At 49.1% G+C, this 25,522-nt stretch carries 17 protein-coding genes and 5 tRNA genes; 12 read left to right on the top strand and 10 right to left on the bottom strand.

The window, feature by feature from the left end; all coding sequences use genetic code 11:
• Window positions 1–4 precede the first annotated feature (4 nt).
• A complete protein-coding gene (gene cadR / locus KU392_RS07375) occupies window positions 5–433 on the bottom strand; it encodes a Cd(II)/Pb(II)-responsive transcriptional regulator (protein ID WP_169295230.1) in 429 nt (142 codons plus the stop codon).
• 86 nt (window positions 434–519) lie between these two features.
• On the opposite strand from cadR, the gene KU392_RS07370 reads away from it, so the two are divergent.
• Together KU392_RS07370 and KU392_RS07365 are read left to right on the top strand one after the other, a co-directional pair.
• Window positions 520–2,853, top strand: a complete 2,334-nt coding sequence (locus tag KU392_RS07370; RefSeq protein WP_217734978.1) for a heavy metal translocating P-type ATPase — start codon at window positions 520–522, stop codon at window positions 2,851–2,853.
• Between the two features lie 14 nt (window positions 2,854–2,867).
• Window positions 2,868–4,436 (top strand): bifunctional aminoglycoside phosphotransferase/ATP-binding protein, encoded by a 1,569-nt coding sequence (locus KU392_RS07365; protein ID WP_169295228.1) that lies wholly within the window; start codon window positions 2,868–2,870, stop codon window positions 4,434–4,436.
• A 134-nt stretch (window positions 4,437–4,570) separates the two neighbouring features.
• Here KU392_RS07365 and KU392_RS07360 read toward each other — a convergent pair whose 3' ends face one another.
• The 4 genes from KU392_RS07360 to KU392_RS07345 all read right to left on the bottom strand — a co-directional run bounded on the left by KU392_RS07360 (window position 4,571) and on the right by KU392_RS07345 (window position 7,033).
• Window positions 4,571–5,554: a tripartite tricarboxylate transporter substrate binding protein BugD gene (locus KU392_RS07360; protein ID WP_217734977.1), complete on the bottom strand. Its 984-nt coding sequence runs from the start codon at window positions 5,552–5,554 to the stop codon at window positions 4,571–4,573.
• Window positions 5,555–5,868: 314 nt separating this feature from the next.
• A tRNA-Pro gene (locus tag KU392_RS07355) sits at window positions 5,869–5,945 on the bottom strand.
• Window positions 5,946–6,109: 164 nt separating this feature from the next.
• Window positions 6,110–6,385 (bottom strand): hypothetical protein, encoded by a 276-nt coding sequence (locus KU392_RS07350; RefSeq protein WP_217734976.1) that lies wholly within the window; start codon window positions 6,383–6,385, stop codon window positions 6,110–6,112.
• A gap of 30 nt (window positions 6,386–6,415) precedes the next feature.
• Window positions 6,416–7,033: a hypothetical protein gene (locus tag KU392_RS07345; protein ID WP_217734975.1), complete on the bottom strand. Its 618-nt coding sequence runs from the start codon at window positions 7,031–7,033 to the stop codon at window positions 6,416–6,418.
• Between the two features lie 318 nt (window positions 7,034–7,351).
• On the opposite strand from KU392_RS07345, the gene KU392_RS07340 reads away from it, so the two are divergent.
• The 9 genes from KU392_RS07340 to KU392_RS07300 all read left to right on the top strand — a co-directional run bounded on the left by KU392_RS07340 (window position 7,352) and on the right by KU392_RS07300 (window position 16,884).
• Window positions 7,352–7,439, top strand: a tRNA-Leu gene (locus tag KU392_RS07340).
• 11 nt (window positions 7,440–7,450) lie between these two features.
• A tRNA-Ser gene (locus KU392_RS07335) sits at window positions 7,451–7,540 on the top strand.
• Window positions 7,541–7,763: 223 nt separating this feature from the next.
• Window positions 7,764–9,188 carry an aspartate ammonia-lyase gene (locus KU392_RS07330; protein ID WP_169295224.1) on the top strand — a complete coding sequence of 475 codons (1,425 nt, stop codon included), beginning with the start codon at window positions 7,764–7,766 and terminating at the stop codon, window positions 9,186–9,188.
• A gap of 202 nt (window positions 9,189–9,390) precedes the next feature.
• Entirely contained in the window at window positions 9,391–10,374 is a 984-nt protein-coding gene (locus tag KU392_RS07325) for an NAD(P)H-quinone oxidoreductase (protein ID WP_169295223.1), read from the top strand.
• An 81-nt stretch (window positions 10,375–10,455) separates the two neighbouring features.
• On the top strand, window positions 10,456–11,214 hold the full coding sequence (gene tpiA, locus KU392_RS07320; RefSeq protein ID WP_169295222.1) for a triose-phosphate isomerase: 759 nt from the start codon (window positions 10,456–10,458) through the stop codon (window positions 11,212–11,214).
• 21 nt (window positions 11,215–11,235) lie between these two features.
• Window positions 11,236–11,721 carry a preprotein translocase subunit SecG gene (secG, locus tag KU392_RS07315; protein ID WP_217734974.1) on the top strand — a complete coding sequence of 162 codons (486 nt, stop codon included), beginning with the start codon at window positions 11,236–11,238 and terminating at the stop codon, window positions 11,719–11,721.
• A 52-nt stretch (window positions 11,722–11,773) separates the two neighbouring features.
• Window positions 11,774–11,858: transfer RNA gene (locus KU392_RS07310), tRNA-Leu, on the top strand.
• Between the two features lie 347 nt (window positions 11,859–12,205).
• Entirely contained in the window at window positions 12,206–12,658 is a 453-nt protein-coding gene (gene azu / locus KU392_RS07305) for an azurin (RefSeq protein WP_169295220.1), read from the top strand.
• Window positions 12,659–13,044: 386 nt separating this feature from the next.
• Window positions 13,045–16,884, top strand: a complete 3,840-nt coding sequence (locus tag KU392_RS07300; protein ID WP_217734973.1) for an ESPR-type extended signal peptide-containing protein — start codon at window positions 13,045–13,047, stop codon at window positions 16,882–16,884.
• Window positions 16,885–17,064: 180 nt separating this feature from the next.
• Here KU392_RS07300 and KU392_RS07295 read toward each other — a convergent pair whose 3' ends face one another.
• Entirely contained in the window at window positions 17,065–18,267 is a 1,203-nt protein-coding gene (locus tag KU392_RS07295) for an MFS transporter (RefSeq protein ID WP_217734972.1), read from the bottom strand.
• Window positions 18,268–18,291: 24 nt separating this feature from the next.
• Window positions 18,292–19,746, bottom strand: coding sequence for a cardiolipin synthase (gene cls / locus KU392_RS07290; protein WP_217734971.1), 1,455 nt, complete (start codon window positions 19,744–19,746; stop codon window positions 18,292–18,294).
• Window positions 19,747–19,845: 99 nt separating this feature from the next.
• Between cls and KU392_RS07285 the strand changes: the two genes are divergently transcribed.
• Window positions 19,846–19,921 (top strand) — tRNA-His (locus KU392_RS07285).
• A gap of 250 nt (window positions 19,922–20,171) precedes the next feature.
• Here KU392_RS07285 and fdhF read toward each other — a convergent pair.
• From fdhF to KU392_RS07270, 3 genes are read right to left on the bottom strand one after another with little or no spacing between them, the layout of a single operon-like run.
• Window positions 20,172–23,048, bottom strand: a complete 2,877-nt coding sequence (gene fdhF / locus KU392_RS07280; RefSeq protein ID WP_217734970.1) for a formate dehydrogenase subunit alpha — start codon at window positions 23,046–23,048, stop codon at window positions 20,172–20,174.
• Between the two features lie 49 nt (window positions 23,049–23,097).
• Entirely contained in the window at window positions 23,098–24,633 is a 1,536-nt protein-coding gene (locus KU392_RS07275; RefSeq protein WP_217734969.1) for a formate dehydrogenase beta subunit, read from the bottom strand.
• Entirely contained in the window at window positions 24,621–25,100 is a 480-nt protein-coding gene (locus KU392_RS07270) for an NAD(P)H-dependent oxidoreductase subunit E (RefSeq protein ID WP_189385680.1), read from the bottom strand. Before KU392_RS07270 ends, KU392_RS07275 begins: the two co-directional genes overlap by 13 nt.
• Window positions 25,101–25,522: the final 422 nt, after the last annotated feature.

Here is a 25,522-nt window from a genome sequence, read left to right as displayed (position 1 = left end):
GTTGCTATAAATGTGAATGGCGTGTAGGTGGTTCGGTGCTTTCCATCGTGGAAAGCTGCCTGAAAATGCCACAGTTTTCCACCGCCTGCGCGGTTTCACATTGCTTTCTCAAGTCAATCAGTTGCTCTTTCAGGTGCAATAGCTCCTGAATACGGGCATCCACATGTCCCAGGTGTTCTTCGATCACCTGGCTAAAGCAGGCGCAGTTGCCATTGCTTACATCCTGCACCATTAGCAGAGTGCGAATCTCGTCATGTGTCATATCCAGTGAGCGACAATTGCGGATAAACCGCAAGCGTTTAACATGTGCCTCACCATAGTGACGATAATTGCTGGCATTACGCTCGGGTTTGGGTAACAAGCCTTCTTTCTCGTAATACCGAATAGTTTCCGTTTTGCAGTTGAGCAAACTGGCCAATTCACCTATTTTCATTGCTGACTCCTGAAAACACTTGACCTTGTAGTTGCTACAAGGTGTTTAATCATTATAAATGAATAACCGGATAAGTGGAGTACGTTATGGCAGGCTGTTGCCAGCAACATAATAATAAGCATGAACATGAACATGAACATGAACATGTTCATGAGCACGAGCACGGGCACGGGCACGATCATAAGTCTGGTCATGCTCATCATGAATCCAAAGAGGGGTTCAGGGATTTGCCCTCCCGGCAGGTGGTGGGTAATGCCGTGCATACCCCCATTCGTATCATGCAAATGGATTGTCCAACCGAAGAGCGGCTCATAAGGAGCCGGCTTGAGAATACTGCGGGGGTCATGACCATGAGCTTTAATTTGATGCAGCGTGAATTGTTGGTCGTGCATCAACCTCAGGCCCTGGATGCAATTCTTGAGGCGATTAAATCCTTGGGCTTCGAGCCAGAGACTGCCGAAACGGATGTAGTGGCTGGCAAAAACAGCATGCGGAAAAGCCGCTTTCCGTTTGGCTGGAAACTGCCTGTGGCCGCCATTTTGGCCATTTCTTCAGAAGTCATTCATTGGGTAGAAGGGCCATGGCTATTTTCTGCCTTGCTGGCGGTGCTGGCCGTATTTTTATCGGGTCTGGGCACTTACCGCAAGGGTGTTATTGCCTTGTGCAACTGGCAGTTAAACATCAATGCACTCATGACGATTGCGGTCAGCTGTGCATTGTTGATCGGGCAATGGCCCGAAGCTGCCATGGTGATGGTGCTGTTCAGTATCGCCGAGTTGCTGGAAGCCAGGTCACTGGATCGTGCCCGTCATGCCGTGAGCGGTCTGTTGCAAATGGTGCCGCAAACCGCCTGGGTTTATCTGGCGGATAAAGGCTGGCAGGAATTGCCGGTTGGGCAGGTAGGAACCGGGACGCTTGTGCAGGTCCGTCCGGGAGAGCGGATTCCGCTTGACGGAACGGTTGTCAAGGGGTATTCCACGGTGGATCAGGCGCCCATTACGGGTGAAAGCATGCCTGTTGACAAGCGGCAGGGTGATGAGCTGTATGCCGGTACCATCAATCAAAGTGGTCTGCTCGAGTTCAGGGTGGGTACTTTGGCTGAAAACAGTACCTTGGCCCGGATTATACGGGTAGTGGAACAGGCCCAGGCAAGCAAAGCACCCTTGCAACGGTTTGTGGACCAGTTTGCCAAATATTATACGCCTGCGGTTTGTCTGCTGGCCTTGTTGGTGGCCGTTTTTATGCCCTTTGTCCTGGGAACCGCCTGGCTTGATGCCATCTATATGGCACTGGTGTTGTTGGTGATTGCCTGTCCCTGCGCCCTGGTTATTTCAACACCGGTTACCCTGGTAAGTGGTTTAACCGCTGCGGCCCGACATGGTGTGCTGGTTAAGGGGGCTGCCTATCTGGAAAAAGGCCGGAAACTGCGTTGGCTGGCGCTGGATAAAACAGGAACCCTCACACAAGGCAAGCCGGTGCAAACCGACATGATGCTGATGCCTGAAAAGTTGGCGGTTACGCAGGTTTCGGGAGGGCGTGTGGGTCAGGAGAAGGCCAGTCTGGACGAAACGGAAGCGCGAAGAATAGCCGCCAGTCTGGCAGGCCTGTCTGATCATCCGGTATCCATGGCGGTCGCGCAGGCTGCCCGCAAAGACGGTGTGCTGGCCTATCCGGTTGAGGGTTTTCAGGCTTTGCCTGGCCGGGGTGTGCAAGGTGTCATTAATGGTGTGGAATATATGCTTGAAAGCCCACGGCGTGCGCTTGAACAGGGTTTGCTTAATGCCTCGGTAATACAAGCCGTACATACTTTTGAAAGCCAGGGTAAAACAGTTGTCTTGCTGTGTTGCCAGAACCGGGTAATGGCCGTCTTTGCGGTGGCGGATACGGTCAGGCCCGATAGTCGGCAAGCCATTCAGCGACTGCATGAGCAGGGCGTTAAAACAATCATGTTGTCAGGCGACAATTCGCAAACCGTGCAAACCATCGCCCGCCAGGTAGGTATAGATCGTGCGCTTGGACAGCAAATGCCGGAAAACAAGCTGGATGTAATTGCTGAATTGCAAAAATCAGGCATGGTGGGTATGGTGGGAGATGGGATCAATGATGCACCCGCCCTGGCACGGGCCGAGATCGGTTTTGCCATGGGAGCCATGGGCACGGATACGGCCATTGAAACGGCCGATGTTGCGCTGATGGATGATGATTTGCGTAAAATACCGTGCTTTATTGAATTATCCCGTGTGACATATCGGGTGTTGGTGCAAAATATTGTTTGGGCGCTGGGTATTAAACTGGTGTTCTTGCTGTTAACCTTGGGCGGAATGGGGACTATGTGGATGGCAGTTTTTGCCGATATGGGTGCCAGTCTGCTGGTGGTTTTAAACGGGCTTAGACTCTTGTCTTTCAAGCCTTCTTATTAAAATGGATGTCAGACATGACGGATTTGCAGCAACAGGATGATAGCTTGGACAGGCATGCGCTGATGGTCGAAGGATTGCGTCAAAAACTTCAAGCGCAGACAGGGGCGCAGGTTGTGGTTACGCAAACCCATATTTCAACCATTATTCTGGCTGGTGAGTTTGCCTATAAACTGAAAAAACCGCTTAAGTTGCCGTTTCTGGATTTTTCCACGCTGGAAAACCGGCATCATTACTGCCTGAAAGAATTGGCCATCAACCAGCGCACGGCGCCAGAGTTATATCTGGCTGTTTTGCCGGTAACAGGTAGTCCGCAGGCTCCGGATATTGACGGTCAGGAAGGTGTGATCGACTGGCTGGTGAAAATGCGCCGTTTTGACAGCCGCCAGGAATTTGCCGTGATGGCGCGTGAAGGAAGACTGACGTTCCCACTGGTGGAAACACTGGCGCGGCATTTGGCCTGTTTTCATGAATCTTTGCCACGTCTGCCTGGTACGGTGGCCAATGGAAAAAGCACATTAGACTGGCTGCTTGAAAGTTTTGATGAAATCAAGTCCCATCCGCTTTTTTCAACCATGCCGGAAGCAGCGGAGTGGACGAGTTTCAGGGAAGACTTGAAGGCAACGTTTGAATGCCACCTTCCATGGCGCAGGCAGCGAATTGAACAAGGCTTTTTCAGGCCCTGCCACGGTGATTTGCATCTGGGGAATATTGTGCTTTGGCAAGACCGGGTCATGGCCTTTGATGCGCTTGAGTTTGACGACAGTTTAAGCAATATCGATGTCATGAATGATTTGGCCTTTGCATATATGGATTTGCTGGCCAATCGCTTGCCCGAGCTGGCCTCGCGCCTGCTGAATACTTATCTGGAAGAAAGTGGAGACTATGAAGGGGTACGGCTTTTGCCAGAATATGCGGCCTACCGGGCTTTGGTCAGGGCCAAAATTGCCTTAATGCAAGGCAAGAACGAAAAATTCAGTCAATACTGGCGCTTGGCCAGGCATTTCGTGTCTTGCGCAACGCAGCGGGCCCTGGTGCTGGTGTATGGCTTAAGTGGTTCGGGCAAGTCTACCGTGGCGCAAATGCTGGCTGACCAGATGGGTGGTATTCGCTTGCGCTCCGATACTGAACGTAAGCGCCTGTTCAGGAAAGCGTTGAAAAGTGGCCAGGATGTGAATAAAGACGTCCTTTATGCGCCCGAGACCAGCCAGCGGGTATACGCGCGCCTGCTTGAGCTTGCTGAAAAACTGTTGCAGGCCGGATTTGTTGTGGTTGTTGATGCTGTTTTTTTGCGGCAGTCCGACCGGGGCTTGTTTCAGGATCTTGCCAACTGCTTGGATGTGCCATTCAGGCTGATCAGCTGCGAGGCACCCGAGCGCATCATGCAAAACCGTATTGTTCAAAGAGCGCAGGAAGGTAAAGACCCATCGGACGCCACTGTAGAGGTATTGCATGCACAGGCGGACAGGTTTGAGCCGGTATCAGCGGGTTGGGAAGCGCTTTCATTCAGTGTGGTCAATGATGGTTCGCTGGAAGATTTAAGGCGGAAAGTACAACGGATGGCGGGTTTGTTGGTGGAAAGGTAAACAGGCGGTATGCGGGAATAGCCCGAAAACAAAATACAGTCACGTATTGGTTTTCTCCGGTTACGTGACTGCATAATGTTTATTTGGTTTTCATGCCTGTGATAAAAGCGGCTGAAAAAATACGGTTAACAGGCTTATTGTGGTTCAACGCCTGCTTTTTTAAACAGCTCCGCCCATACCGGGATTTGTTGCTCAACCTTGGCTTGTAAAGCGGCTGGATGGGCATCGTTTTCAAGTACGGTGGCACCCAGCTGGTCCATGCGCTCCTTGAATTTTGGATCTTTTAAAGCACCAGCCAGTGCTGATTCAAGCTTTTCCAGGACAGGCTTGGGAGTACCGGCCGGTGCCCACAATGCGTGCCAGATACCTACCTGAAAATCCTTGAAGCCTTCTTCCTGCATGGTTGGCAGATCGGGCAGGGTAGGAGAGCGTTCTGCACTGGTAATGGCATAAGCTTTAACTTTTTTGCCCAGGATTTGTTGTGATGTGTTGGTGGTTTGGTCACACAGCAAGTCTACCTGTTTGCCCAGCAGATCGTTCATGGCTGGGGCAGCGCCTTTATAGGGAATGGTTAGCAGGTCTACATCAAGGGCAGACATCAACATGGTGCCACATAGATGGCTGGCAGCACCAACACCGGCATTGGCCAGGGTAACTTCGTCTTTGTGTGCCTTGACATATTCAACCAGTTCTTTCATGTTATTGGCCGGAAAATCTTCGCGGGCAATAATGGTCATGGGGACATCGACAATCATGCCAATGGGCTCAAAGCTTTTGACGGGATCGTAACCCAGGTTTTTATATAGGGATGGGGCGGTTGAAAACCCGATATGCATGAGCAAAATATTGTAACCGTTTGGCTTTTGGTGGGCGACATGAGTTGTGCCGATGGTGCCACCTGCGCCAGCCTTGTTTTCAACAACAACCGTTTCCCCAAGCTGGGTACGCATGGCTTCAGCCAAAGAGCGCGCGACATTATCGGTAGGGCCGCCCGCTGTAAAAGGGATGACCATATTGACGGGTCGTTCAGGGTATTTGCTTTCTTCTGCCTGGGTATTAAAACCCAGAAAACCAATTGCAAGCCCAGCGGCCAGCACGGTTTTCTTTAAATGCAACATTGTTACTATCCTTGAAGTAGAAAATAAAAATAAATCGTGTGTTTTTGGATTTTTATTTTTATACAGGCAAAAGCACATGCAGATTGCGCAATCGCTTAACGTATTTAAGTTTATTTCTTTGGTAAATAAATGTATATATGTTTAAGGGAAGAAAAAGGATTGGGGATTTTTATTCTAAAAACAATTTGATATATATCAGAATGCGTGTGGGTGTCAGGCAACAGAGTAAATGGACTGAAGGACTGGACGCAAAAAAGCCGCTTCAGTTTAATAACTGTTAAGCGGCTAACTTGTTTTATATTCTTGGGAATGGATGGTCGGGACAGTAGGATTCGAACCTACGACCCTCTGGTCCCAAACCAGATGCGCTACCAGGCTGCGCTATGCCCCGACTTGTTTCTTCACCGTGTTAATCAGTGAAGAAATAATTATTGCATAAAAACATCTTTATTTGCAAGTGGTGAAATAAAGATGTTGTCAAAAATCCAAAAAAACAACAAAAAAACAACAAAAACGATTTTTAGGGGGCTTTCCTTGCATTAGATCTTGTGACGATTAATGCCTGTGGTGCGGATGTCCGTGTTTTTTAATGTGTTTTTTGTAGTATTTATGGCTGTGTCTTGGGTGTTTATCGTAAAAATAAACGGGCTTTGGCCGGATATGGCGGTGACGTTCCACATAAATGACCGGTGGTGGTGCGTAATGACGATGTGGCCGCTCTACCACAACACCCGGTAATCCTATTCCAATATCAACATTAACTTGCGCATTGGCGGCCGTTCCCATGCTTAAGGTGGCAGCGGTCAAAAGGGGTAGTAATAGTTTTTTCATGGTTACTCCTGTCAGTGTGGTAACTGGATTTTATGGTTGGCGACTGGGGTTGTTTCGGTTGTGTATATCTGGGCGATTGTCGATGCTTCTTTCTCTTGATGAGGATTGATTTGGACGGGTTCGTTCAATTCTTGGACGAGCCTGTTCAGGCTTGTTGAAAGCGGGGCGTTGAGGCGAGTTTTGTTGCTGCTCAATGCGGCGCTTGTCAATATTCCTTTCTTTGGGGGTAGGTAAGTTGGGGCGTGGCTGTTCAGTCTTCTTGAATATGGAACGTTGAGTGGGGTTTCGGTTTTGCTCGGCACGACGCTTGTCCTGGATGTTTTTTTGGGTCCAGACAGGTGGTGGCGGAGCCTTGGGTTTTGCGTTGTGACGGTCGTTATCGGGTTTGCGGTTCCAATGATTCTGATTGACGGGTTTTTTGTTGTTATCCCAATATTTTTTCTGATCAGCGGGGCTGCGCGTTACCCAGATACGACGATCGGTGTCGTAATAGCGATAGTTGTTGATGGTGGTATACGAGTTGGTATAACCATACCCGCTGCCGTACCCGGGACCATAGTAATAATCATCATAATAGCCATAACCATCATCAATAACGCAGCCGGCAAGGCTGGTGGTCAGGGCCAATACAGCAAGAATCTTTTTCATGTTGAGCCTCAAACAAGCATTAGTGAGCTGAAATTCTACCGTACAGCATTCTATGCACATTATCGGTGAATGCTTATTTCGAATTTGTTTCTTAAAATCACTTAAATGAAAGTAATGATTAAAAAAAGGTTTGTTTGGAATCAATTGAAATAAGGAAAGCTTTATTGTTTGTATGCCAAGGGTTGTTACCAGGTTTTATAGTGATTTTTAATATTGTTGTAAAAAAGACATGATTTTTGTGGAAAAATGAATTTTTAATAGGTGTTTCTGGACATAATTTAAATTACTATGCTATATTTCTTCTTTCTTAAGTGTGTCGCACTCGTGGTGAAATAGGTAGACACAAGAGACTTAAAATCTCTCGGGCATTGCGCCCGTGCCGGTTCGATTCCGGCCGAGTGCACCAGAGAGAAAAAAGGAAGCTTGGCAGAGCGGTTGAATGCACCGGTCTTGAAAACCGGCGAGGGTTTGCGCCCTCCGTGAGTTCGAATCTCACAGCTTCCGCCAGTATGCAAAACCCCGGATTCAGCAATGGTCCGGGGTTTTTTATTGCTTTTTGCAAGCAGAGATGCAATGTAGATGTAAGCAGGTCAATACAAAGATTGCCCGTCAGGAGGGGGAGCATTTTTTGTGTTTGGGTGTCCGTGCAGTATCAAATTTGTTAGTATGGACCATCTTCTTTTTTTTTATTAACGCGACGTAAGTCGTTTTTTGTGTATTTCTATTTAATATGTCAACTAATAAGTCGTACCGTATAGAGAAAGATTTATTGGGAACGAAAGAGGTTCCTGATGATGTTTATTATGGTGTCCAAACATTAAGAGCAATTGAAAACTTCAAGCTTTCCGGTATTCCATTGTCTCACTACCCTGATTTCATCAATGCCTTTGCCATGGTTAAACAGGCAACCGCGCAAGCCAATTGCGAACTGGGTTATCTTTCCGGGGAAAAATGCGAGGCTATCAAAAAAGCCTGTCAACGAATTGTCGCGGGCGAGTTTCATGACCAGTTTGTGGTGGATATGATCCAGGGTGGAGCAGGTACTTCCACCAATATGAATGCCAATGAAGTGATTGCCAATATCGGTCTTGAGTCAATGAATCATGCCAAGGGTGAGTACCAGTATCTGGATCCCAATAATGACGTGAACATGTCTCAATCCACCAATGACACTTACCCAACCGCCATTCGTCTCGGTTTGTTGTTCAGTCATGAGTCTTTGTTGGTCAGTCTCGATAAGCTCGCAGCCTCATTTGTTGCCAAGGCCAATGAATTCGAGCATATCCTTAAAATGGGCAGGACCCAGCTTCAGGATGCGGTTCCCATGACACTGGGACAGGAATTCAAGGCTTTCGCTTCCACTTTGGCGGATGATCTGCCCTTGTTGCGCTCAGTGGCGGCCAATTTGTTAACAGCGGTTAATTTGGGTGGTACCGCCATTGGTACAGGCATTAATACCGATCCCCGTTACCAGCAGTTGGTGGTTAAGCAATTGGCTGAAATCAGCGGTCAGCCCATGAAGTCGTCTTTTGATCTGGTGGCAGCCACTTACGATATGGGTGACTTTGTGCTGCTGTCTGGCATGCTTAAGCGCACTGCAGTCAAACTGTCCAAAATCTGTAATGACTTGCGTTTGCTTTCCAGTGGTCCTCGCACTGGTATTAATGAAATCAATCTGCCCGCCCGTCAACCAGGCAGTTCCATCATGCCCGGCAAGGTGAATCCGGTCATTCCAGAAGCGGTCAATCAGATTGCTTTCGAAATTATCGGTAATGATGTTGCCGTCACCATGGCCTCCGAAGCCGGACAACTTCAGTTGAACGTGATGGAGCCCCTGATTGCTTACAAGATGTTTGACTCCATTGGCCTGTTGTCGCGCGCGATGGATATGCTGCGGGAATTGTGTATTGATGGTATTACTGCCAATGAGGCACATTGCAGTGCTTTGGCCGAAAATTCAATTGGCCTGGTAACTGCCCTGAATCCGTTTATTGGCTATGCAAACTCAACGCGCATTGCTAAAAAAGCGCTGGAAACAGGACGTGGTGTGCTTGAGTTGGTGAAAGAGGAAAACCTGCTTGATGAAAAGGTACTGGCCGATATTTTGCGTCCTGAAAATATGATTGCGCCACGACTGGAAAGCGTTTCAGTCTAAATGCTGGTCAATTCATAAGGCATCATCAAGGAGGGGGCTGATCACAGCTCCCTTTTTAATGTTCATCGTGTTTTTTATGGTCTGTGCATTTTTTGGGGATTTGGTGTGTGCCTAAAGTCTTGTCCAAACACCTTGTGTCTGCCTGAGCCTGCTAGAATAGAGCGCTTGATTACCCTGATCTTATATAAAAAGGAAGAAGACAATGAAAGCAATTGAAATCTCACAGCCGGGTGGGCCCGAAGTACTGACTGTGGTGGAACGTGAGAAACCGGTGCTAAAAGCCGGTGAGGTTTTGATTAAAGTAAGTGCCGCAGGCATTAATCGCCCGGATGTGTTCCAGCGCAAAGGTTCTTATCCTCCACCGGCGGATGCTTCTGATTTGCCCGGCCTGGAAGTGGCGGGTGTTATTGTGGAAGGCGATGTTTCCGGAACTGATCTTAAAATTGGTGACAGGGTGTGTGCCCTTACGCCTGGTGGTGGTTATGCCGAATACTGTGCGGCCCCTGCTGGCAACTGTCTGCCTATTCCCAAGGGTTTAAGCGATATAGAAGCGGCCGGTTTGCCCGAAACGTACTTTACGGTCTGGACCAACGTGTTTGATCGCGGTGCCCTGGCTAAAGATGAAGCCTTGCTGGTGCATGGTGGTGCCAGCGGTATCGGTACAACCGCGATTCAATTGGCGCGAGCTTTTGGCAATACCGTTTATGCGACCGTGGGTAGCGATGAACGTGTCAAGGCGGTTGAGGCATTGGGTGCCAACAAGGGTATTAACTATAAAACCCAGGATTTTGTTGAGGAAATCAAAGCCCTTACCAACGGCAAGGGTGTTAACGTCATTCTGGATATGGTGTCTGGTGAATATGTCAATCGCAATATCAATAGTCTGGCCGATGACGGCCGCATTGTGATTATTGCCCAATTGGGGGGCAGCAAGGCAACGATTGATACCAATCAGTTAATGCGTCGTCGCCTTACCATTACCGGTTCAACCCTGCGACCACGTTCGCCTGCGTTTAAAACAGAAATTGCCCGGTCTTTGCAAAAACATGTATGGCCATTGCTTGAAGCAGGCAAAATCAAGCCCGTTATTCATGCCACCTTTCCCTTCGAAAAAGTCGTAGAGGCGCACACGATGATGGATGCGGGGGAGCAGATTGGTAAAATTATTTTGACTTTTGAAAATTAAAGACAAATCGGCCATATACGGGTTAGAATACTGGGTTAATTAAATTTAACCCGTATATATTTACACAAGCCGGACTTAACTATGACAACAGCAAAAACGCGTCAGCGACTGGTTATTGGGAACTGGAAAATGAATGGCAGCCTGGCTGCCAATGAAGTGCTTTTGAAAGGCATTCGTGAAGGTGTGGAAAATGCCACAGCGCCTGTTAACTGTACAATTGCTGTTTGTCCTTCTTTTCCCTATCTGGGGCAGGTATCGCAGGCATTGGCCGATAGCCCGGTATCCTGGGGTGCACAAGATGTCAGCCTGCAGGAGTCCGGTGCATTTACCGGTGAAGTGTCTGCGACCATGCTGAATGACTTCAATTGTACCTGGGTACTGGTGGGTCATTCCGAGCGTCGTGCCCTGCATGGGGAAACCAGCGAACAGGTGGCCTTGAAAGCGCAGGCTGCCTTGGCTCACAATATTACACCTGTGGTTTGTGTGGGTGAAACCCTGCAGGATCGTGAACAGGAAAAAACCCTGGCGGTCATTCAGGCGCAGCTGGCTCCGGTGCTTGCTCTGGGTGAGCAGGCGGTCAATAAAATGGTTATTGCCTATGAGCCGGTCTGGGCAATTGGTACCGGTCTTACCGCTTCACCTGAGCAGGCTCAGGAAGTGCATGCTTATATCCGTGCCCAGTTAAACACGGTGGGTGCCGGAAATGTCCAGGTTCTGTATGGTGGCAGTGTCAAGGCTGCCAATGCGGCCAGTCTGTTTGCCATGAGCGACATTGATGGTGCATTGGTGGGTGGTGCCGCCTTGGTTGCCGAAGAATTTTTGAATATTGCTACTGCTTAATATTTTTGGAGTTTTACTTTTATGCCTTCATATTTATATCCATTGCTAACCGTAGTACAGGTGATTGCTGCGTTAAGCGTCATTGTGCTCGTGTTGCTGCAGCAGGGCAAAGGCGCCGATATGGGCTCTTCCTTTGGAAGTGGTTCCGCAGGCAGTTTGTTTGGGGCCACCGGTGCGGCAAACTTTTTTTCGCGCTTAACCAAATGGGTGGCTGTGCTGTTTTTTGCGGCCACCGCAGGTCTTGCTTATTTGGGCAATTCATCGCCCGATTCAGCGACAAGTCAAACAAGCAGTGGTTTAATGGAAGGTTTTCAACCACAGAATCCTGCCTTGCCAGTGGCTCCTGCTGCTGATATTGCAGTTCCGGTTGCCCCCGCAGTCCCTGCGGCACCGGAAGCGGTTCCTGCTGCTCCCGTCTCTGAAGCTGCCCCTGCTGAAACTGTTGTAGAAACACCAACAGAATTGGTGCCGGAGTCTGAAAAAACAGCAGAAAGTACGCAACAATAACAATTTTCTGGAAAATGCGTTATAATTTAATGCTTTCCAGAACACGTTTTATGCTCATGTGGTGGAATTGGTAGACACGCTATCTTGAGGGGGTAGTGGCGAAAGCTGTGCGAGTTCGAGTCTCGCCATGAGCACCATTCGGTTTAAAACTGAATCAGCAAAAATGCAAACCCTTACTCTTAAGAGTGAGGGTTTTTTGTTTTAGGCGGAATCTATTTTTGATGGATCGAGCTAAGATTGATCTAACTAAGATTGATCTAACTAATGCAATTTGTTTGAGTTGTTAATAAATAATTCGCAACCGGCCAGTATAGTACCAATCTACACTCATGCTAAAAAATCCTAGGGTATTCCCTTGATTTTTATCAAAAATTATTACTATTTTACTCAACTATTAATCAAAAATAGTGTTTAATATTGAACATTAGCTTATTACTTATCGTATGATACGAAAGTATAAAAGTTTTATTCACAGGAGAAATATATGTCTTTCAAAAAATTGGCGCTTGCTGCTGTTCTGTCTGTTGCTGCAACCCCTGTATTGGCAGCCGAGTGTGTTGTAGACATCGAATCGAACGATGCCATGCAATTCAACACGAAAGAAATTTCCATTAGTAAAACATGCGAAGAATTTACCATTAACATGAAGCACGTAGGTAAATTGCCTGCGGCTGCCATGGGTCATAACGTTGTTATTACCAAAACTGAAGACATGCAAGCGGTTGCTACCGACGGCATTGCAGCGGGTGCGGCCAAAGATTATGTCAAAGAAGGCGATGAGCGTATTGTAGCCCACACCAAACTGATTGGTGGCGGTGAATCCACAAGCGTTACTTTCCCTGTGAAAGATCTGGTGGCTGATACCGATTACACCTTTTTCTGCTCTTTCCCTGGCCATTCTGCCATTATGAAAGGTGACGTTAAACTGGTTGACTAATTTCTAGCCCAATCAATGATCTTTAAAAGTCCTGCCGGGAAAGCGGGGCTTTTTGGAAATGGTCAAAGCCTGAATTTCAATATTGAAATTCAGGCTTTTTATTTTGATAATTCACCAAAAGAAACATTTAAGATTCAAGGAGTTGTTTATATAAGACAGTAATCAATCATTATTGTAAGGAAATGAAAAGTCAATGATTATCATTAAAATTAGAAAAATTCGTAACTAATTGATTTGCAATGAGTTTTTTTTTATTTTACAAAACATCAGGAATAGCCATAAAAGTAATTTAATGTAAGTCCTTCATTTTTTTTATATGATTGATGGGAATGGTCAGCTAAGGCAGCGAAGACTCGTATCTGTCTGGTATTAAAAAGGATTTGAGGATGAACAGGATTTACAAAAGCATTTTTAATGAACAAACAGGAACCTATGTAGCGGTTTCTGAAAACACAAAAAACAAGGGCAAAAAAGGAAATAAAGTACTGGCTGCAACAGCGTTGTCTGCCGCTTTGGGGTTTGGAGCGATGGGGTCTGCGCAGGCGCAGTTGGTGAGTGCTTGTACTGGCGTTAGTTTGCCCTCAAGTGTTGTCTCAGATGTGGTCGTTGGAGACATTTTGTATCCAATTTTGACTGGTTTGCCGGTAGTTGGTCCCGTGGTTTCGCTGCTGGGAGTGGATGGTTTGCTTGCGCAGGTTGTAGACGGCGATCCTGTTAAACTTAATGTGCTTGACACTAGTGGCACGGTTTTATCTGATAACGCACCTTGTGAAACTACAGCAGATTCATACACCTTAAATACTGAAGGTGGTATTGCTATTGGCGGCAATAAAATTACCGGTTTGGGTGCAAATGGTATGGAAGCTGAAGCAACGGACATTACTTCAATTGCTTTTGGTAATAATGCCAAGGCTTTGAGTGTCAATACAATTGCAGTTGGTACTGGCGCACAAGCCACAGCAGCAGGCTCAACAGCCCTTGGTGCCGGAGCCCAAGCCAATGCGACGAACTCGGTAGCGCTGGGCAATGGTTCCGTTGCCACAGTCGCCAATACCGTTTCTGTAGGTTCTGTTGGAAATGAGCGTAAAATCACTAACGTGGCTGATGGTACTGTTGCTGCTGGCAGCACCGATGCCATTAACGGTGGTCAATTACATCAATTAGCCATCTCAACAGGTCTGGGTTTGGTTCAGCAGGCTGATAATCTGGCGCCCATTACGGTAGGTAAGGATAGCGCGGGTACCGTGGTAGATTTTACTAACATAGCAGCACAAACTCGTAAATTGACTGGAATTGCTGACGGTGAGCTGTCTGCAACCAGTACCGATGCGGTCACCGGCAAGCAATTGAATGCAACCAATCAGAGTATTGCCACATTAAGTGATAATGCGGTCCAGTATGATGGCGCTGACAAGTCCATGGTTACCTTGGGTGGTGCAACCGGGACAACCATTACCAATGTGCAAGCCGGTGCCGTGAATGCAACCAGCAGCGACGCCATTAATGGGGCTCAGCTTTATGCGGGTAACCAGTCTATTGCAACTGCTTTAGGTGGTGGTGCAGCGGTCAATGCCGATGGCACCATCTCAGCGCCGAGTTATGCCGTTGATGCAACATTGCCGGCATTTGATAATGTGGGTGGTGCGCTGGGTAATCTGGCCGGTCGTGTCGCTGGCAACGAAACAAGCATTACCAATATTGAGGGTGATATTACCTCCATCATTAATGGTGAGACCGGTATTGTTAAGCAGGATGCCACCACACGCAACATTACGGTAGGCAGTGAAACTGACGGTACGGTTGTTGACTTTACCGGTACAGATGGCGTGCGTACGTTGACTGGATTGAAAGATGGTGAGCTGTCTGCAACCAGTACCGATGCCGTAACCGGTAACCAGTTGTTTAACACCAATACTGAGCTGGCTGCGACCAATGCAAATCTTGATTCAACCCTGGCCGCCCTAGGGGGTGGTGCACAGGTGGATCCTGTCAGCGGTACTGTGACCGCCCCTTCATATGTGCTGGATGATGGCACCAACACGGGCGTGACAACAAGCTTCGATAACGTAGGCGGTGCCCTGGGCAACCTGGATGGTCGTGTAACGTCCAATACAGGCCGTATTACCAATATAGAAGGCGATATTACCGATATTACCAACGATTTGGGTGATTTGACGGCCAATGCCGTAACCTATACTGATGCAACTAAAACTGCCATTAATCTGGCGGGTGCGGGTGGCACAACCATTAGCAATCTTAAGGATGGTGAGGTAAGTGCAAGCAGTACCGAAGCCATTAATGGGGCCCAGCTGTATCGTTCCACTTCTGACCTGGCTGCTGCATTGGGTGGCAATGCGGTGGTTGATGCTGATGGTAACCTGACCAACGTCGGCTATGATTTCATTGCAGGTACCCAGACTAGTGTGGGTGATGCGTTACTGAATCTGGACACTCGTGTTGATAGCAATACCACTAATATCACCAACCTGATGAATGGTACTTCCGGTTTGGTTCAACAGGCGAATGGCACAGCACCGATTACGGTGGGTGTGGCGACAGGTGGTACGATTGTTGACTTTACCGGTACGGATGGCGTACGCAAACTGACCGGTGTTGCCAATGGCAGCGTAGCGGCAGGCAGCACCGATGCCATAACCGGTGACCAGCTGTTTACCAGCAGCAAATCTGTGGCCGATGCATTGGGCGGTGGTTCAACGGTAGACCCGACAACCGGTGCTGTGAGCGCACCAGAGTACGAGCTTGATGATGGTACCGATAGTGGAACCAAAGTTACCGTTACCGGTGTGGAAGATGCGCTGACCAATCTTGATGGTCGTGTTGCTTCCAATACAACAGAAATCACGACGATTAAAGGCGATATATCCAATATACAGACTGATATCACCAATATTACAAATGGTACGCTAGGTATTGTTAAGCAGAACGGCACCACACGCGTTATTACGGTAGGTGGTGACACTGATGGAGCAGAGGTCAATTTTGCCGGTACTGCTGGCGTACGCAAACTCACAGGTATTGCCAATGGTAACGTGGCGGCAGGCAGTACCGAGGCCGTAACGGGCGATCAATTGAATACCACTAATGTTGCGGTTGCCGCTGCGCTGACAGCTTTGGGGGGGGGGGCATCGATTGATACGAATGGCGTCGTTACAGGACCCATCTATGACATCGGTGGTGCCTCATTTGATAATGTGGGTGGTGCGCTGACTAACCTGGACGGTCGTGTTACTTCCAATACAAACCGTATTACCACGATTGAGGGTGATATCACTAACATTAAAGGTGATATCACCAATCTGGACGGTCGTGTTACTACGATTGAAGGCGACATTACCGATATTAAAAATGGCGCCGCGGGTATTGTCAAGTTTGATTCAGCGGCAGACAAGATTACCGTAGGTAGCGAAGTTGCGGGTTCGTCTGTTGACTTTACCGGTACTGCCGGAGTCAGAAAACTGACGGGTATTGCTGATGGTGAGCTTTCCGCCACCAGTTCAGATGCCGTAACAGGCAAGCAATTGCATGCGACCAATCAGCAGGTGAAAGCCAGCAGTCAATTTACAGCCAGTGCGTTGGGTGGTGGAGCAAAAGCCAATGATGATGGCACCTTTGTTAATCCGCTTTATGCTCTGCAGGAAATTCAGCAGGATGGTAGCAAAAAAGCGGTAACCTTTGATAATGTCGGCGGTGCCTTGACAAGTCTGAATACGTCAGTGGCCAGCTTGCAGGATCAAATCAATACCAATACGGCAATTGGTTTGGTGCGACAAGACTCAACAACCCGGGTTATTTCCGTGGGTGGCAATACCGATGGCACGGAAGTCAACTTTGCCAACAGCAACGGTGAGGCTCGTGTAATTAGTGGGGTGGCGGCTGGTAAAGGCCCGACCGATGCCGTTAACGTCCAGCAGGCCCAGGAGATGATTGCTGGCGCCACCAATTCCTTGAAGGGTGATATCCGTCGTGCCGAAAAACGTGCCGATGCCGGTGCGGCAGCAGCGACTGCGGTCGCAACGCTTGGTCAGGCTTATCAGCCCGGTCAAAGCGCGTTCTCAGTCGGTGGTGGTACATGGCGTGGTGAGGCCGGCTATGCGGTGGGTCTTTCTACCGTCTCCGAGAACGGAAAGTGGCTGCTTAAAGGTGCGGTTAGCGGTTCAGGCCGTGGCGGTGCCGGTGGCGGTGCCAGCGTTACCTACTTGTGGTAAACCTTTGGTAAGGCCGGGTGTGGTTTAATCCGGCTTGCCAGGAATGCCCAAGGGCTTGCTGTTAATATGCAAGCCCGTAACAAAAACCGGTTCATGCGTTTTTCAAGTATGAATCGGTTTTTTTGCGCTTGGGATAAATGTTGTCGATTAAAAAATAGGGCGGGTTTGGCGCGTTTTTCCCTAAAACGCCTTGCGCGTACCCAATAACAATAACAGCGCAATGCCAAGCGGTATCAGCAGGAATAAAAAGCCATAGGCGTAACTGCCCATGTATTCAGAGATCAGGCCAATTAGTGGTGGGCCAACTACTACACCCAGGTATGTCATGGAAAGTGTAACGCCCGTGATGGAGCCCGATTTGCCTTCGGGTGATTTGCGGGCCACTTCGGTCAGGTAAACGCCATTCCAGCCAATACCCATGGCACCGTATAAAATAAAAAACAGGGCAATGAACAAGGTGCTGGTATCGGGGGTAATGGAGTAGACTGCCAATGAAGCGGTAATCATGCCCAGGGCAAGGAAGACCAGCATGCTCCACGGAGAAAAGAAACGGTCGGCCAGCCAGCCCCAGAAAATCCGGCCAATGACGCTGGATACCTGTGAAAAGGACAGCAGCATGCCGGCAATGACCAGCGCAAAACCCAGCTCTTTATTCAGGAAAGTAATGGCATAAGTCATTAAGGTGAGCTGACAGATGGAAAAGCAAAATGAAGACAGGGCCAGCGTGCGTAAAGCGGGAGTACGAAAAACGGTTTTCAGGGCATTGATGAATTCGGTCTTGAAGGAAGTGGTCATCACCGTATTTTCAGGCTCCCAGTCTTTGGGGGTAAACAGGGCAATGCACACAAACACGATGAGTGCCAGCAAAATAACCAGCATGGCTGAATGCCAGCTCATCACTTCCAGCAGGGCCGGTATCAATAAGGCCGCCAGGACACCCCCTAAAGGAACACCGGTTTGCTTGATGGAAAAAATCAGGTTAAGCCGGTGTTTGGGGGTGTTTTTAATTAGGATTTGCGAGCTGCATGGTGTAATGGGTCCATAGCCGGCACCAATAAAAGCGCCCATCAGCAGCAGGGTGGGTAAGGAGGGGAGCAGCAGGAAAAGCAGCATCCCGATGGCACAAGAGGCAATGCACAGTATGCTTAAGCGGATGGGGCCGGTTATGGTGAGCAGCATGCCGGTACAAACGCTCATGGTCATGGCGGTCAGGTAAGCGCAGGCAATATACAGGCCCAGGTTACTGGTGGAAATATCGAGATCGGTGCTGAGGACCGGAATTAAAACTGGCGGAATCAGCAAAACCATAGAACCCAGGGACTGGATGGTAATTGTCAGTACAAGTACCAGCCAGGCTTTTTTGTTGTCAGCGATTGTGCTCATTTTTATTGATATTTTATTTTCAATTTAAAGGTAGGGGGAGGCCAGCCAGATGATTTTGTTTCTGAGCTGTTTGATAAAGCTCATTGATTTTAACGTTTCCCGGGTTATAGGGATAGCCTTTTCAATCTCCCTGTCTATGTGTTGGCCAATGCGGGTGCTGAAGGGCCGGTCATACACTTCGATATCCACTTCAAAATTCAGGCGCAGGCTGCGGGCATCCCAGTTTGAGGAGCCCACCAGGGCCCAGCCATCATCTACCGTGAATAGCTTGGAATGGTCAAAAGGGCCGTTGCTGCGCCAGACATGGCAACCCGCGTCCAGTACCTGGTTGAGCTGGGCCATCATGGCGCAGTTAACCAGGTACAGGTTGTTGTTACCCGGAATTAATATATCAACCCGAATGCCTCTGCGTGCGGCTGTATTCAGGGCGCCCAGCAAGACCTGGTCAGGAAGGAAGTAAGGGGACTGGATGCGAATATGTTTTTGTGCCACTGCACAGGCCGCCTGGATGAGTCGATGGGTGCTGGTAATGTCGTTATCGGGTCCTGAAGTGATGCAGCGGGCGGCAATGTTCGATTCGGGCAGGGTTTCAGGGGTAAGTATCCAGAGGTCGGGTTTGAGTTTTTCCTGGGTGGTAAATGACCAGTCATGAAAAAACACCAGTAACAGCTGAAAGACCAGCGGACCCCGTATTTGAAAATGAACGTCTTTCATGGGCTCGCCACGGCATATTTCAGAGGTGAAGCTTTCTCTGATGTTCATGCCGCCGCTAAAGGCAAGCTGGCCGTCTATGACCAGGATCTTGCGGTGACAGCGCAAGTTGGAATAGGGCATTTTGAAGGTAAAGAAATGTGCCTCAAACAGGGCGACATCAATGCCGGTGTTTTTGAACAGACTAATAATGGATGGCCTGGAGTATTTGGCGCCAATGGCATCAATCAAGACCTTGACGGTGACGCCTCTTTGGTGGGCTCGCACCAGGGCCTGTACAATGCGTTTGCCAACTACGTCATTGTCAAAAATATAGCTTTGCATGGCGATGGTTTTGGTGGCGCTGTCAATAGCGGCGATCATGGCTGGATACGCCTCGTCTCCTCCCGGCAGCGGGGTAATGTCGTTATTGCTCCAGATGGGAAAGCGGCTTAGCTGGTTGCCGGCTTTTTTCAGGGACTCGAACTGGGACCCGGATATCTCGGCAATATTGGTGGTTACCTGGTGTTTGCCGTTGACTTGTTCTTGAAGCAAATATTCATTGTGTTGCAGGCGTCTGCTGCGGTTGATGCGGTTGATACCTACCAGGAAATATAAGAAAGCCCCAAAAAATGGCGATAGAATCACCACACCCACCCAGGCAATGGCTGCCCTTACATCGCGTTTGGTCATTGCTGCATGAATGGTGGCCAGTAAGCCAACAAGTAAACCTACTCCAAATAACAGGTGTGTTTGGTATTCAAGCAGAAAAGCCCACAAAGCGGTCATAGATAAAAATCCAACAAATAAACAACAGTAATGTACTTTATTGTAAAGCGTGCTTGCAAAATCTGAAAGGTCTTGCTATAGTTCTATCTTTATTCAGTGGTGACCGTAGCTCAGTTGGTAGAGTCCCGGATTGTGATTCCGGTTGTCGTGGGTTCGAGCCCCATCGGTCACCCCAAAAAAATTAAACCGCTTGGTGCGGTTTTTTTTTCGTCTTTTTTTTGCGCTAGTGACTTATATAATAATAAATTGCCAACTAAAAGCCTTTGATGCTCTGCTTCAAAGGGCAAAAAAGATTCCTGCCGTATTGATAAAAACAAAGCAGGCATGCAAAAACCGCAATCAAGTCCCTTAACGGGTCCTGATTACGGATTTTAGGGGACTCCGGGTTTAATGGCTATTTGTGCCTGGATAACCAACTGGCCTGTTCATGTGTGTTCATGTGTGCCCGATTCTGCCGATTTCAAAAAATCATGCTGTTTCTTATCGGTGCTGGCCCAGTGATCTTGCCATTCTGAAGCATGGTTTTCCACCTTGCTGATTTGAACTGCCGTTACCTTGTATTCGGGGCAGCTTGTGGCCCAATCGGCATTGTCGGTGGTAATGACATTCGAGCCGGAGACCGGGTGATGGAAAGTGGTATAAACCACACCCGGCTGTACGCGTGTGGACACTTTGGCTTTCATGGCAATTTGTCCGACCCTGCTGGCAATTTGCACAATGTCGCCATTTTCAATCCCCCTGTCTGAGGCGTCATGAGGATGGATTTCCAGCAGGTCTTCTTCATGCCAGGCGGTATTGCCGGTTCGACGCGTTTGTGCCCCCACATTGTATTGGGTAAGAATACGGCCCGTGGTAAGAATAAGCGGAAAGCGTTTATTGGTGCGCTCGCTGGTGGGGATATATTGGGTGGGTACAAAGGTTCCTTTTCCATGAGGGAAGCTGTCGATATGCATGATCGGTGTTCCTTCGGGGTTCTGGGGGTTGCAGGGCCATTGAACGCTACCTCCCATTTTATCGATATGGGCATAGTTGACCGAGGCGAAGGTGGGAGTCAGACGCGCAATCTCATCCATGATTTCGCTTGGATTTTCGTATTGCATGGGGTAGCCCAGGGCGTTGGACAGGGCCTGGGTGATTTCCCAGTCTGCCATTCCCGATTTGGGACGCATGACTTTTCTAATGCGCGAAATACGGCGCTCGGCATTGGTAAATGTCCCGTCTTTTTCCAGAAAAGATGCACCGGGTAAAAACACATGGGCATATTTGGCCGTTTCATTCAGGAACAGATCCTGGACAATCAGGCATTCCAGGTTGGTTAAAGCAGCTTCGACATGCTGTGTATTGGGGTCGGACTGCAAAATGTCTTCTCCCTGGCAATACAGTCCCTTGAATGTGCCACTAATGGCTGCATTGAACATATTGGGAATGCGCAGGCCCGGATTTTCGTCAAGCTTGACTTGCCAGGCCTGTTCCAGCTGCTTGCGGGTTGCCGCATCGGATACGTGGCGGTAACCGGGAAACTCATGGGGAAATGAGCCCATGTCACAAGATCCCTGGACGTTATTCTGGCCCCGTAACGGATTGACGCCAACGCCACTCAGGCCAATATTGCCGGTGATCATGGCCAGGTTGGCAATGGCCATGACAGCGGTTGAGCCCTGGCTGTGTTCGGTGACACCCAGGCCATAATAAATCGCGGCTTTGCCACCCGTGGCAAACAGGCGTGCCGCTGCACGGATGGTTTGGGCAGGAACCCCGGTTATGGTGGCGGCTGATTCGGGTGAGTTTTCATCAAGCAGGATAAACTCAAGCCACTCTTTGAAGGTGTCCGAATCGCAACGTCCGGTGATAAACGCCTTGTCTTGAAGGCCTTCTGAAATGATGGTATGCGCAAAGGCATTAAGCATGGCCACATTGGTGCCGGGTTTCAGGGGCAGGTGAAAATCGGCCCTGGCATGCGCCGTGGACACCAGGGAGATGGTTCTTGGGTCGATGACAATCAGTTTAGCACCCTGGCGTAAACGTTTCTTCAAACGCGATCCGAACACCGGATGAGCATCGGTGGGGTTGGCGCCCATGACCAGTATCACATCGCTGTCTGCGACGGATTCAAATGTTTGCGTACCTGCAGACTCACCCAGCGTTTGTTTTAAACCGAATCCGGTGGGTGAATGGCAAACCCGGGCACAGGTGTCTATATTGTTATTGCCCAATGCCGCCCGCACGGTTTTCTGCACCAGATAGACTTCTTCGTTTGAGCAACGGGATGAAGAAATGGCGCCCACCGAAATTTTTCCGTATTTGGCCTGGATGCGTTTTATTTCGCCGGCCGCATAATTGATGGCCTCTTCCCAGGATACCTTGCGCCAGGGTTCGTTGATTGACGCACGGATCATTGGCGTGGTAATGCGGTCCGGGTGTGTGGCATATCCCCAGGCAAAGCGGCCCTTGACACAGGCATGGCCTTCGTTGGCTTTACCGTTTTTCCAGGGTGTCATTCTAACCAGTTCCTCACCTTTAAGCTCTGCCTTAAGGCCGCAGCCAACCCCACAATAAGCACAGGTGGTGATGACCGCATGATTGGGCTGACCCATTTGTATCACACTATTATCCATGAGTGCACCCGTTGGGCAGGCCGTGACACAGGCACCGCAAGAGACGCAGTCGCTGTCTTTGAAGTTGGTGTTTAATCCCGTGCTGATTTGCGATTCAAAGCCTCTGCCATCCACCGTTAAGGCGAACGTGCCCTGTGTTTCTTCACAGGATCTGACGCAGCGATTGCAGACAATGCATAAATCGGGATTGAAGGTAAAGTAGGGGTTTGAGGTATCGGCGCTTTTATTGGCCTGTGTTTTATCGTAACCGTCGAAACGGACCTGCCTGAGTCCCACCTGGCCGGCAGTTTCCTGCAGCTCGCAATTGCCGTTTGCCGAACAGGTCAGGCAATCCAGCGGGTGTTCTGAAATATAAAGCTCCATGACATGGCGGCGCAGGTCGGCAAGGCGTTTGTTTTCCGTTGTCACCACCATACCTTCTTCAGCCAGGGTAGTGCATGACGCAGGGTATCCCCGGCGTCCCTCTATCTGGACAAGACACAGGCGGCAAGAGCCGAAGGGCTCCAGGGAGTCGGTAGCGCATAATTTTGGAATATTCAGTCCCAGCATTGAGGCAGCGCGCATGATGGAGGTGCCTTCCGGCACCTGAATGGTTTGTCCGTCTATTTGAAGACTGACTTGCTTGAGCGCCCGGGTAATGGCCGGGGTACCAAAATCCTGGTCGCGCCTGAGAACCGTTTCTAACATTTTTGTCTCCTGGATACTTGTGTTTTTTATATTTTAAAGTTGTAATTTTTTATTTTTGGAAGTCTTGTGGGTATTTGTTGACGGCCGACATGACCGGGTATGGAGCCATGCCACCCAGGGCACATAAAGAGCCGGCAATCATGGTGTCACACAATTCTTCCAAGAGTGCCAGGTTTTCTTCCGTTTGAATGCCCTGGCGGATTTTGATAATGGTTTCCACGCCCCGTTTTGATCCAATCCGGCAGGGCGTGCATTTTCCACAGGATTCATGCGCACAGAATGCCATGGCATATTCGGCCATTTCCGCCATATCCGTATTTTCGCTGAAAGCCACAATGCCACCGTGACCGACCATGGCGCCAATTTGTGAATAGGCTTCATAGTCCAGGGGAATGTCCCATTCTTTTTCAGATAAATAAGCCCCCAGTGGCCCGCCAACCTGAACGGCCTTCAGGGCCAGGCCGTCTTCGCTTCCACCACCATAATCGTAGAGCAATTCTTTCAGGCTCACTCCAAAGGCTTTTTCAACCAGGCCGCCGCGTTTGATATTGCCAGCCAGCTGGAAAGCCAGGGTTCCGTAAGACTTGCCGCTGCCAAAGTTTTTATAAAAATCAGCGCCTTGGGCGAGAATGACAGGAACGGTGGCAAGGGAAACCACGTTGTTGACAACGGTTGGCATGCCCATAAAACCCTTGATGGCCGGCAAAGGCGGCTTGTATCGGATAACGCCACGTTTGCCTTCCAGGCTTTCAAGCAGTGCTGTTTCCTCGCCACAGATGTAAGCGCCGGCGCCTTTTCTGACTTCCAGCTCAAAAGAGAAGCCGGAGCCTAAAATGTTGGATCCCAAATAGTGGTGGCCAGTGGCAATATCGACGGCTTTTTGCAAGGTCTCAATGGCGATGGGATATTCTGAGCGCACATAGATATAGCCTTTGCTGGCATTGACAGCCAGGCCGGCAATGATCATGCCTTCAATCAAGCTGAAAGGATCCCCTTCCATGAGGATTCTGTCCGAGAACGTGCCCGAGTCGCCTTCATCGGCATTGGCGACAATATATTTTTGCTGGTCTTGCGCCTGCCGGACGGTATTCCACTTGATGCCGGTCGGGAAGGCGGCACCACCACGCCCCCGCAGACCAGACTGCGTCACCATGTTGGTAATGGCTTCATCGTTGAGGGTCAGGGCCTTCAATAAGCCTTGCCAGCCACCATGGTTGGCATAGTCTTGAATGTTCAAGGGGTCAATGATGCCTACGCGCTTAAAGGTCAGCCGTTCCTGGTTTTTAAGGTAAGGAATGTCATCGGTTATGCCTTGTGACAAGGGGTGATCGTGACCAGAGAGCCACCCGGTGTTGAATAAACCGGGCAGGTCTTCAAGGGTGACTGGGCCATAGCCTATTCGGCCCTGCGGGGTTTCAATTTCAACCAGGGGCTCCAGCCATAAAAGACCGCGGCTGCCATTGCGGATAATCTCAATGCTGATATCTTGTGCCAGTGCCATTTTTTGAATGGGGGCGACTAATTCGTTGGCACCCATGGCAACGGCTGCAGAGTCCATGGGAATATATACCTTTACCCTTTGCATGTGGCCACTCCTTGAATTTTTGCCTTGATTTTTTCAAGGGTAATGCGAGCTAGCGGTTGTTGATTGACGGCGACGGCAGGGCCTTGGGCGCATAAGCCAAGACAATAAACCGGTTCCAGGGTGGCATTCGGCCATTCGGTGTGAAGCATTTCTTTTACTGCTTGCTCAACTTCTTTTGAACCCCGCGCCTGACAGGCTTCGGCCTGGCAAAACTCAATATGAATATCGCCACAGGCTTGCGTTCTGAAGTGTTTGTAAAAACTGATCACGCCAAAGATTTCGGCACTGGAACGATTGATCGCCTGAGCGATGGGGGCGATCAAGTTTTCAGGGATATAGCCGATATGGTCTTGAACGGCATGCAAGATGGGCAAGAGGTTTCCCTCTTTGTGTTGGTGTTCTTCCAGTATTTGGTTTAATAGTTGGCCGTGCGTGTGCCGGGGCTCATGAAGGGTAGCCGGTTGCATGTCTCATCCTTTGTAATGCTTATTTATAATGTTTTCAAATTCGCATAGGCATTATGCAGTTTATATTGTTTTGTTTGCCGCCACGATTTCAGTATAGTAAATGTCTTTGCTTATGATAAGCAAAGTTCATGTTGAGCGGCAAGTGATGGATTTTTATATATCGTTGAAAATAACTCACTTGTTTTGAATGCTGGTGGCAGCAAAACGGGTTTTTTGTTCAGAAGATGCGTATTAGTGGATGATTTGCTCCCACGCAGGAGCATGGGAGCCAGAACGAAACCTGGCCTCGTTCACATGCTGACTCGTTCCCACGCTCCTGCGTGGGAATGCCTACTCCTTCTGCCCAAAAAGATTACGCAGTTTATACAGGGCATCCAAAGCCTCCCGCGGGCTCATGCTGTCAGGGTCAAGCTTGACTCGTT

Origin of the sequence: Advenella alkanexedens, assembly GCF_019132845.1 — a bacterium.
Taxonomy (GTDB): Bacteria; Pseudomonadota; Gammaproteobacteria; order Burkholderiales; family Burkholderiaceae_B; genus Advenella; species Advenella alkanexedens.
The sequence above is the reverse complement of the archived record's forward strand: the minus strand, read 5'-3'. Positions and strand labels throughout refer to the sequence as shown.

Coding starts and splice junctions, on each gene's coding strand:
- cadR (WP_169295230.1), bottom strand. CDS start 433: ATGAAAATAGGTGAATTGGCCAGTTTGCTCAACTGCAAAACGGAAACT.
- KU392_RS07370 (WP_217734978.1), top strand. CDS start 520: ATGGCAGGCTGTTGCCAGCAACATAATAATAAGCATGAACATGAACAT.
- KU392_RS07365 (WP_169295228.1), top strand. CDS start 2,868: ATGACGGATTTGCAGCAACAGGATGATAGCTTGGACAGGCATGCGCTG.
- KU392_RS07360 (WP_217734977.1), bottom strand. CDS start 5,554: ATGTTGCATTTAAAGAAAACCGTGCTGGCCGCTGGGCTTGCAATTGGT.
- KU392_RS07350 (WP_217734976.1), bottom strand. CDS start 6,385: ATGAAAAAACTATTACTACCCCTTTTGACCGCTGCCACCTTAAGCATG.
- KU392_RS07345 (WP_217734975.1), bottom strand. CDS start 7,033: ATGAAAAAGATTCTTGCTGTATTGGCCCTGACCACCAGCCTTGCCGGC.
- KU392_RS07330 (WP_169295224.1), top strand. CDS start 7,764: ATGTCAACTAATAAGTCGTACCGTATAGAGAAAGATTTATTGGGAACG.
- KU392_RS07325 (WP_169295223.1), top strand. CDS start 9,391: ATGAAAGCAATTGAAATCTCACAGCCGGGTGGGCCCGAAGTACTGACT.
- tpiA (WP_169295222.1), top strand. CDS start 10,456: ATGACAACAGCAAAAACGCGTCAGCGACTGGTTATTGGGAACTGGAAA.
- secG (WP_217734974.1), top strand. CDS start 11,236: ATGCCTTCATATTTATATCCATTGCTAACCGTAGTACAGGTGATTGCT.
- azu (WP_169295220.1), top strand. CDS start 12,206: ATGTCTTTCAAAAAATTGGCGCTTGCTGCTGTTCTGTCTGTTGCTGCA.
- KU392_RS07300 (WP_217734973.1), top strand. CDS start 13,045: ATGAACAGGATTTACAAAAGCATTTTTAATGAACAAACAGGAACCTAT.
- KU392_RS07295 (WP_217734972.1), bottom strand. CDS start 18,267: ATGAGCACAATCGCTGACAACAAAAAAGCCTGGCTGGTACTTGTACTG.
- cls (WP_217734971.1), bottom strand. CDS start 19,746: ATGACCGCTTTGTGGGCTTTTCTGCTTGAATACCAAACACACCTGTTA.
- fdhF (WP_217734970.1), bottom strand. CDS start 23,048: ATGTTAGAAACGGTTCTCAGGCGCGACCAGGATTTTGGTACCCCGGCC.
- KU392_RS07275 (WP_217734969.1), bottom strand. CDS start 24,633: ATGCAAAGGGTAAAGGTATATATTCCCATGGACTCTGCAGCCGTTGCC.
- KU392_RS07270 (WP_189385680.1), bottom strand. CDS start 25,100: ATGCAACCGGCTACCCTTCATGAGCCCCGGCACACGCACGGCCAACTA.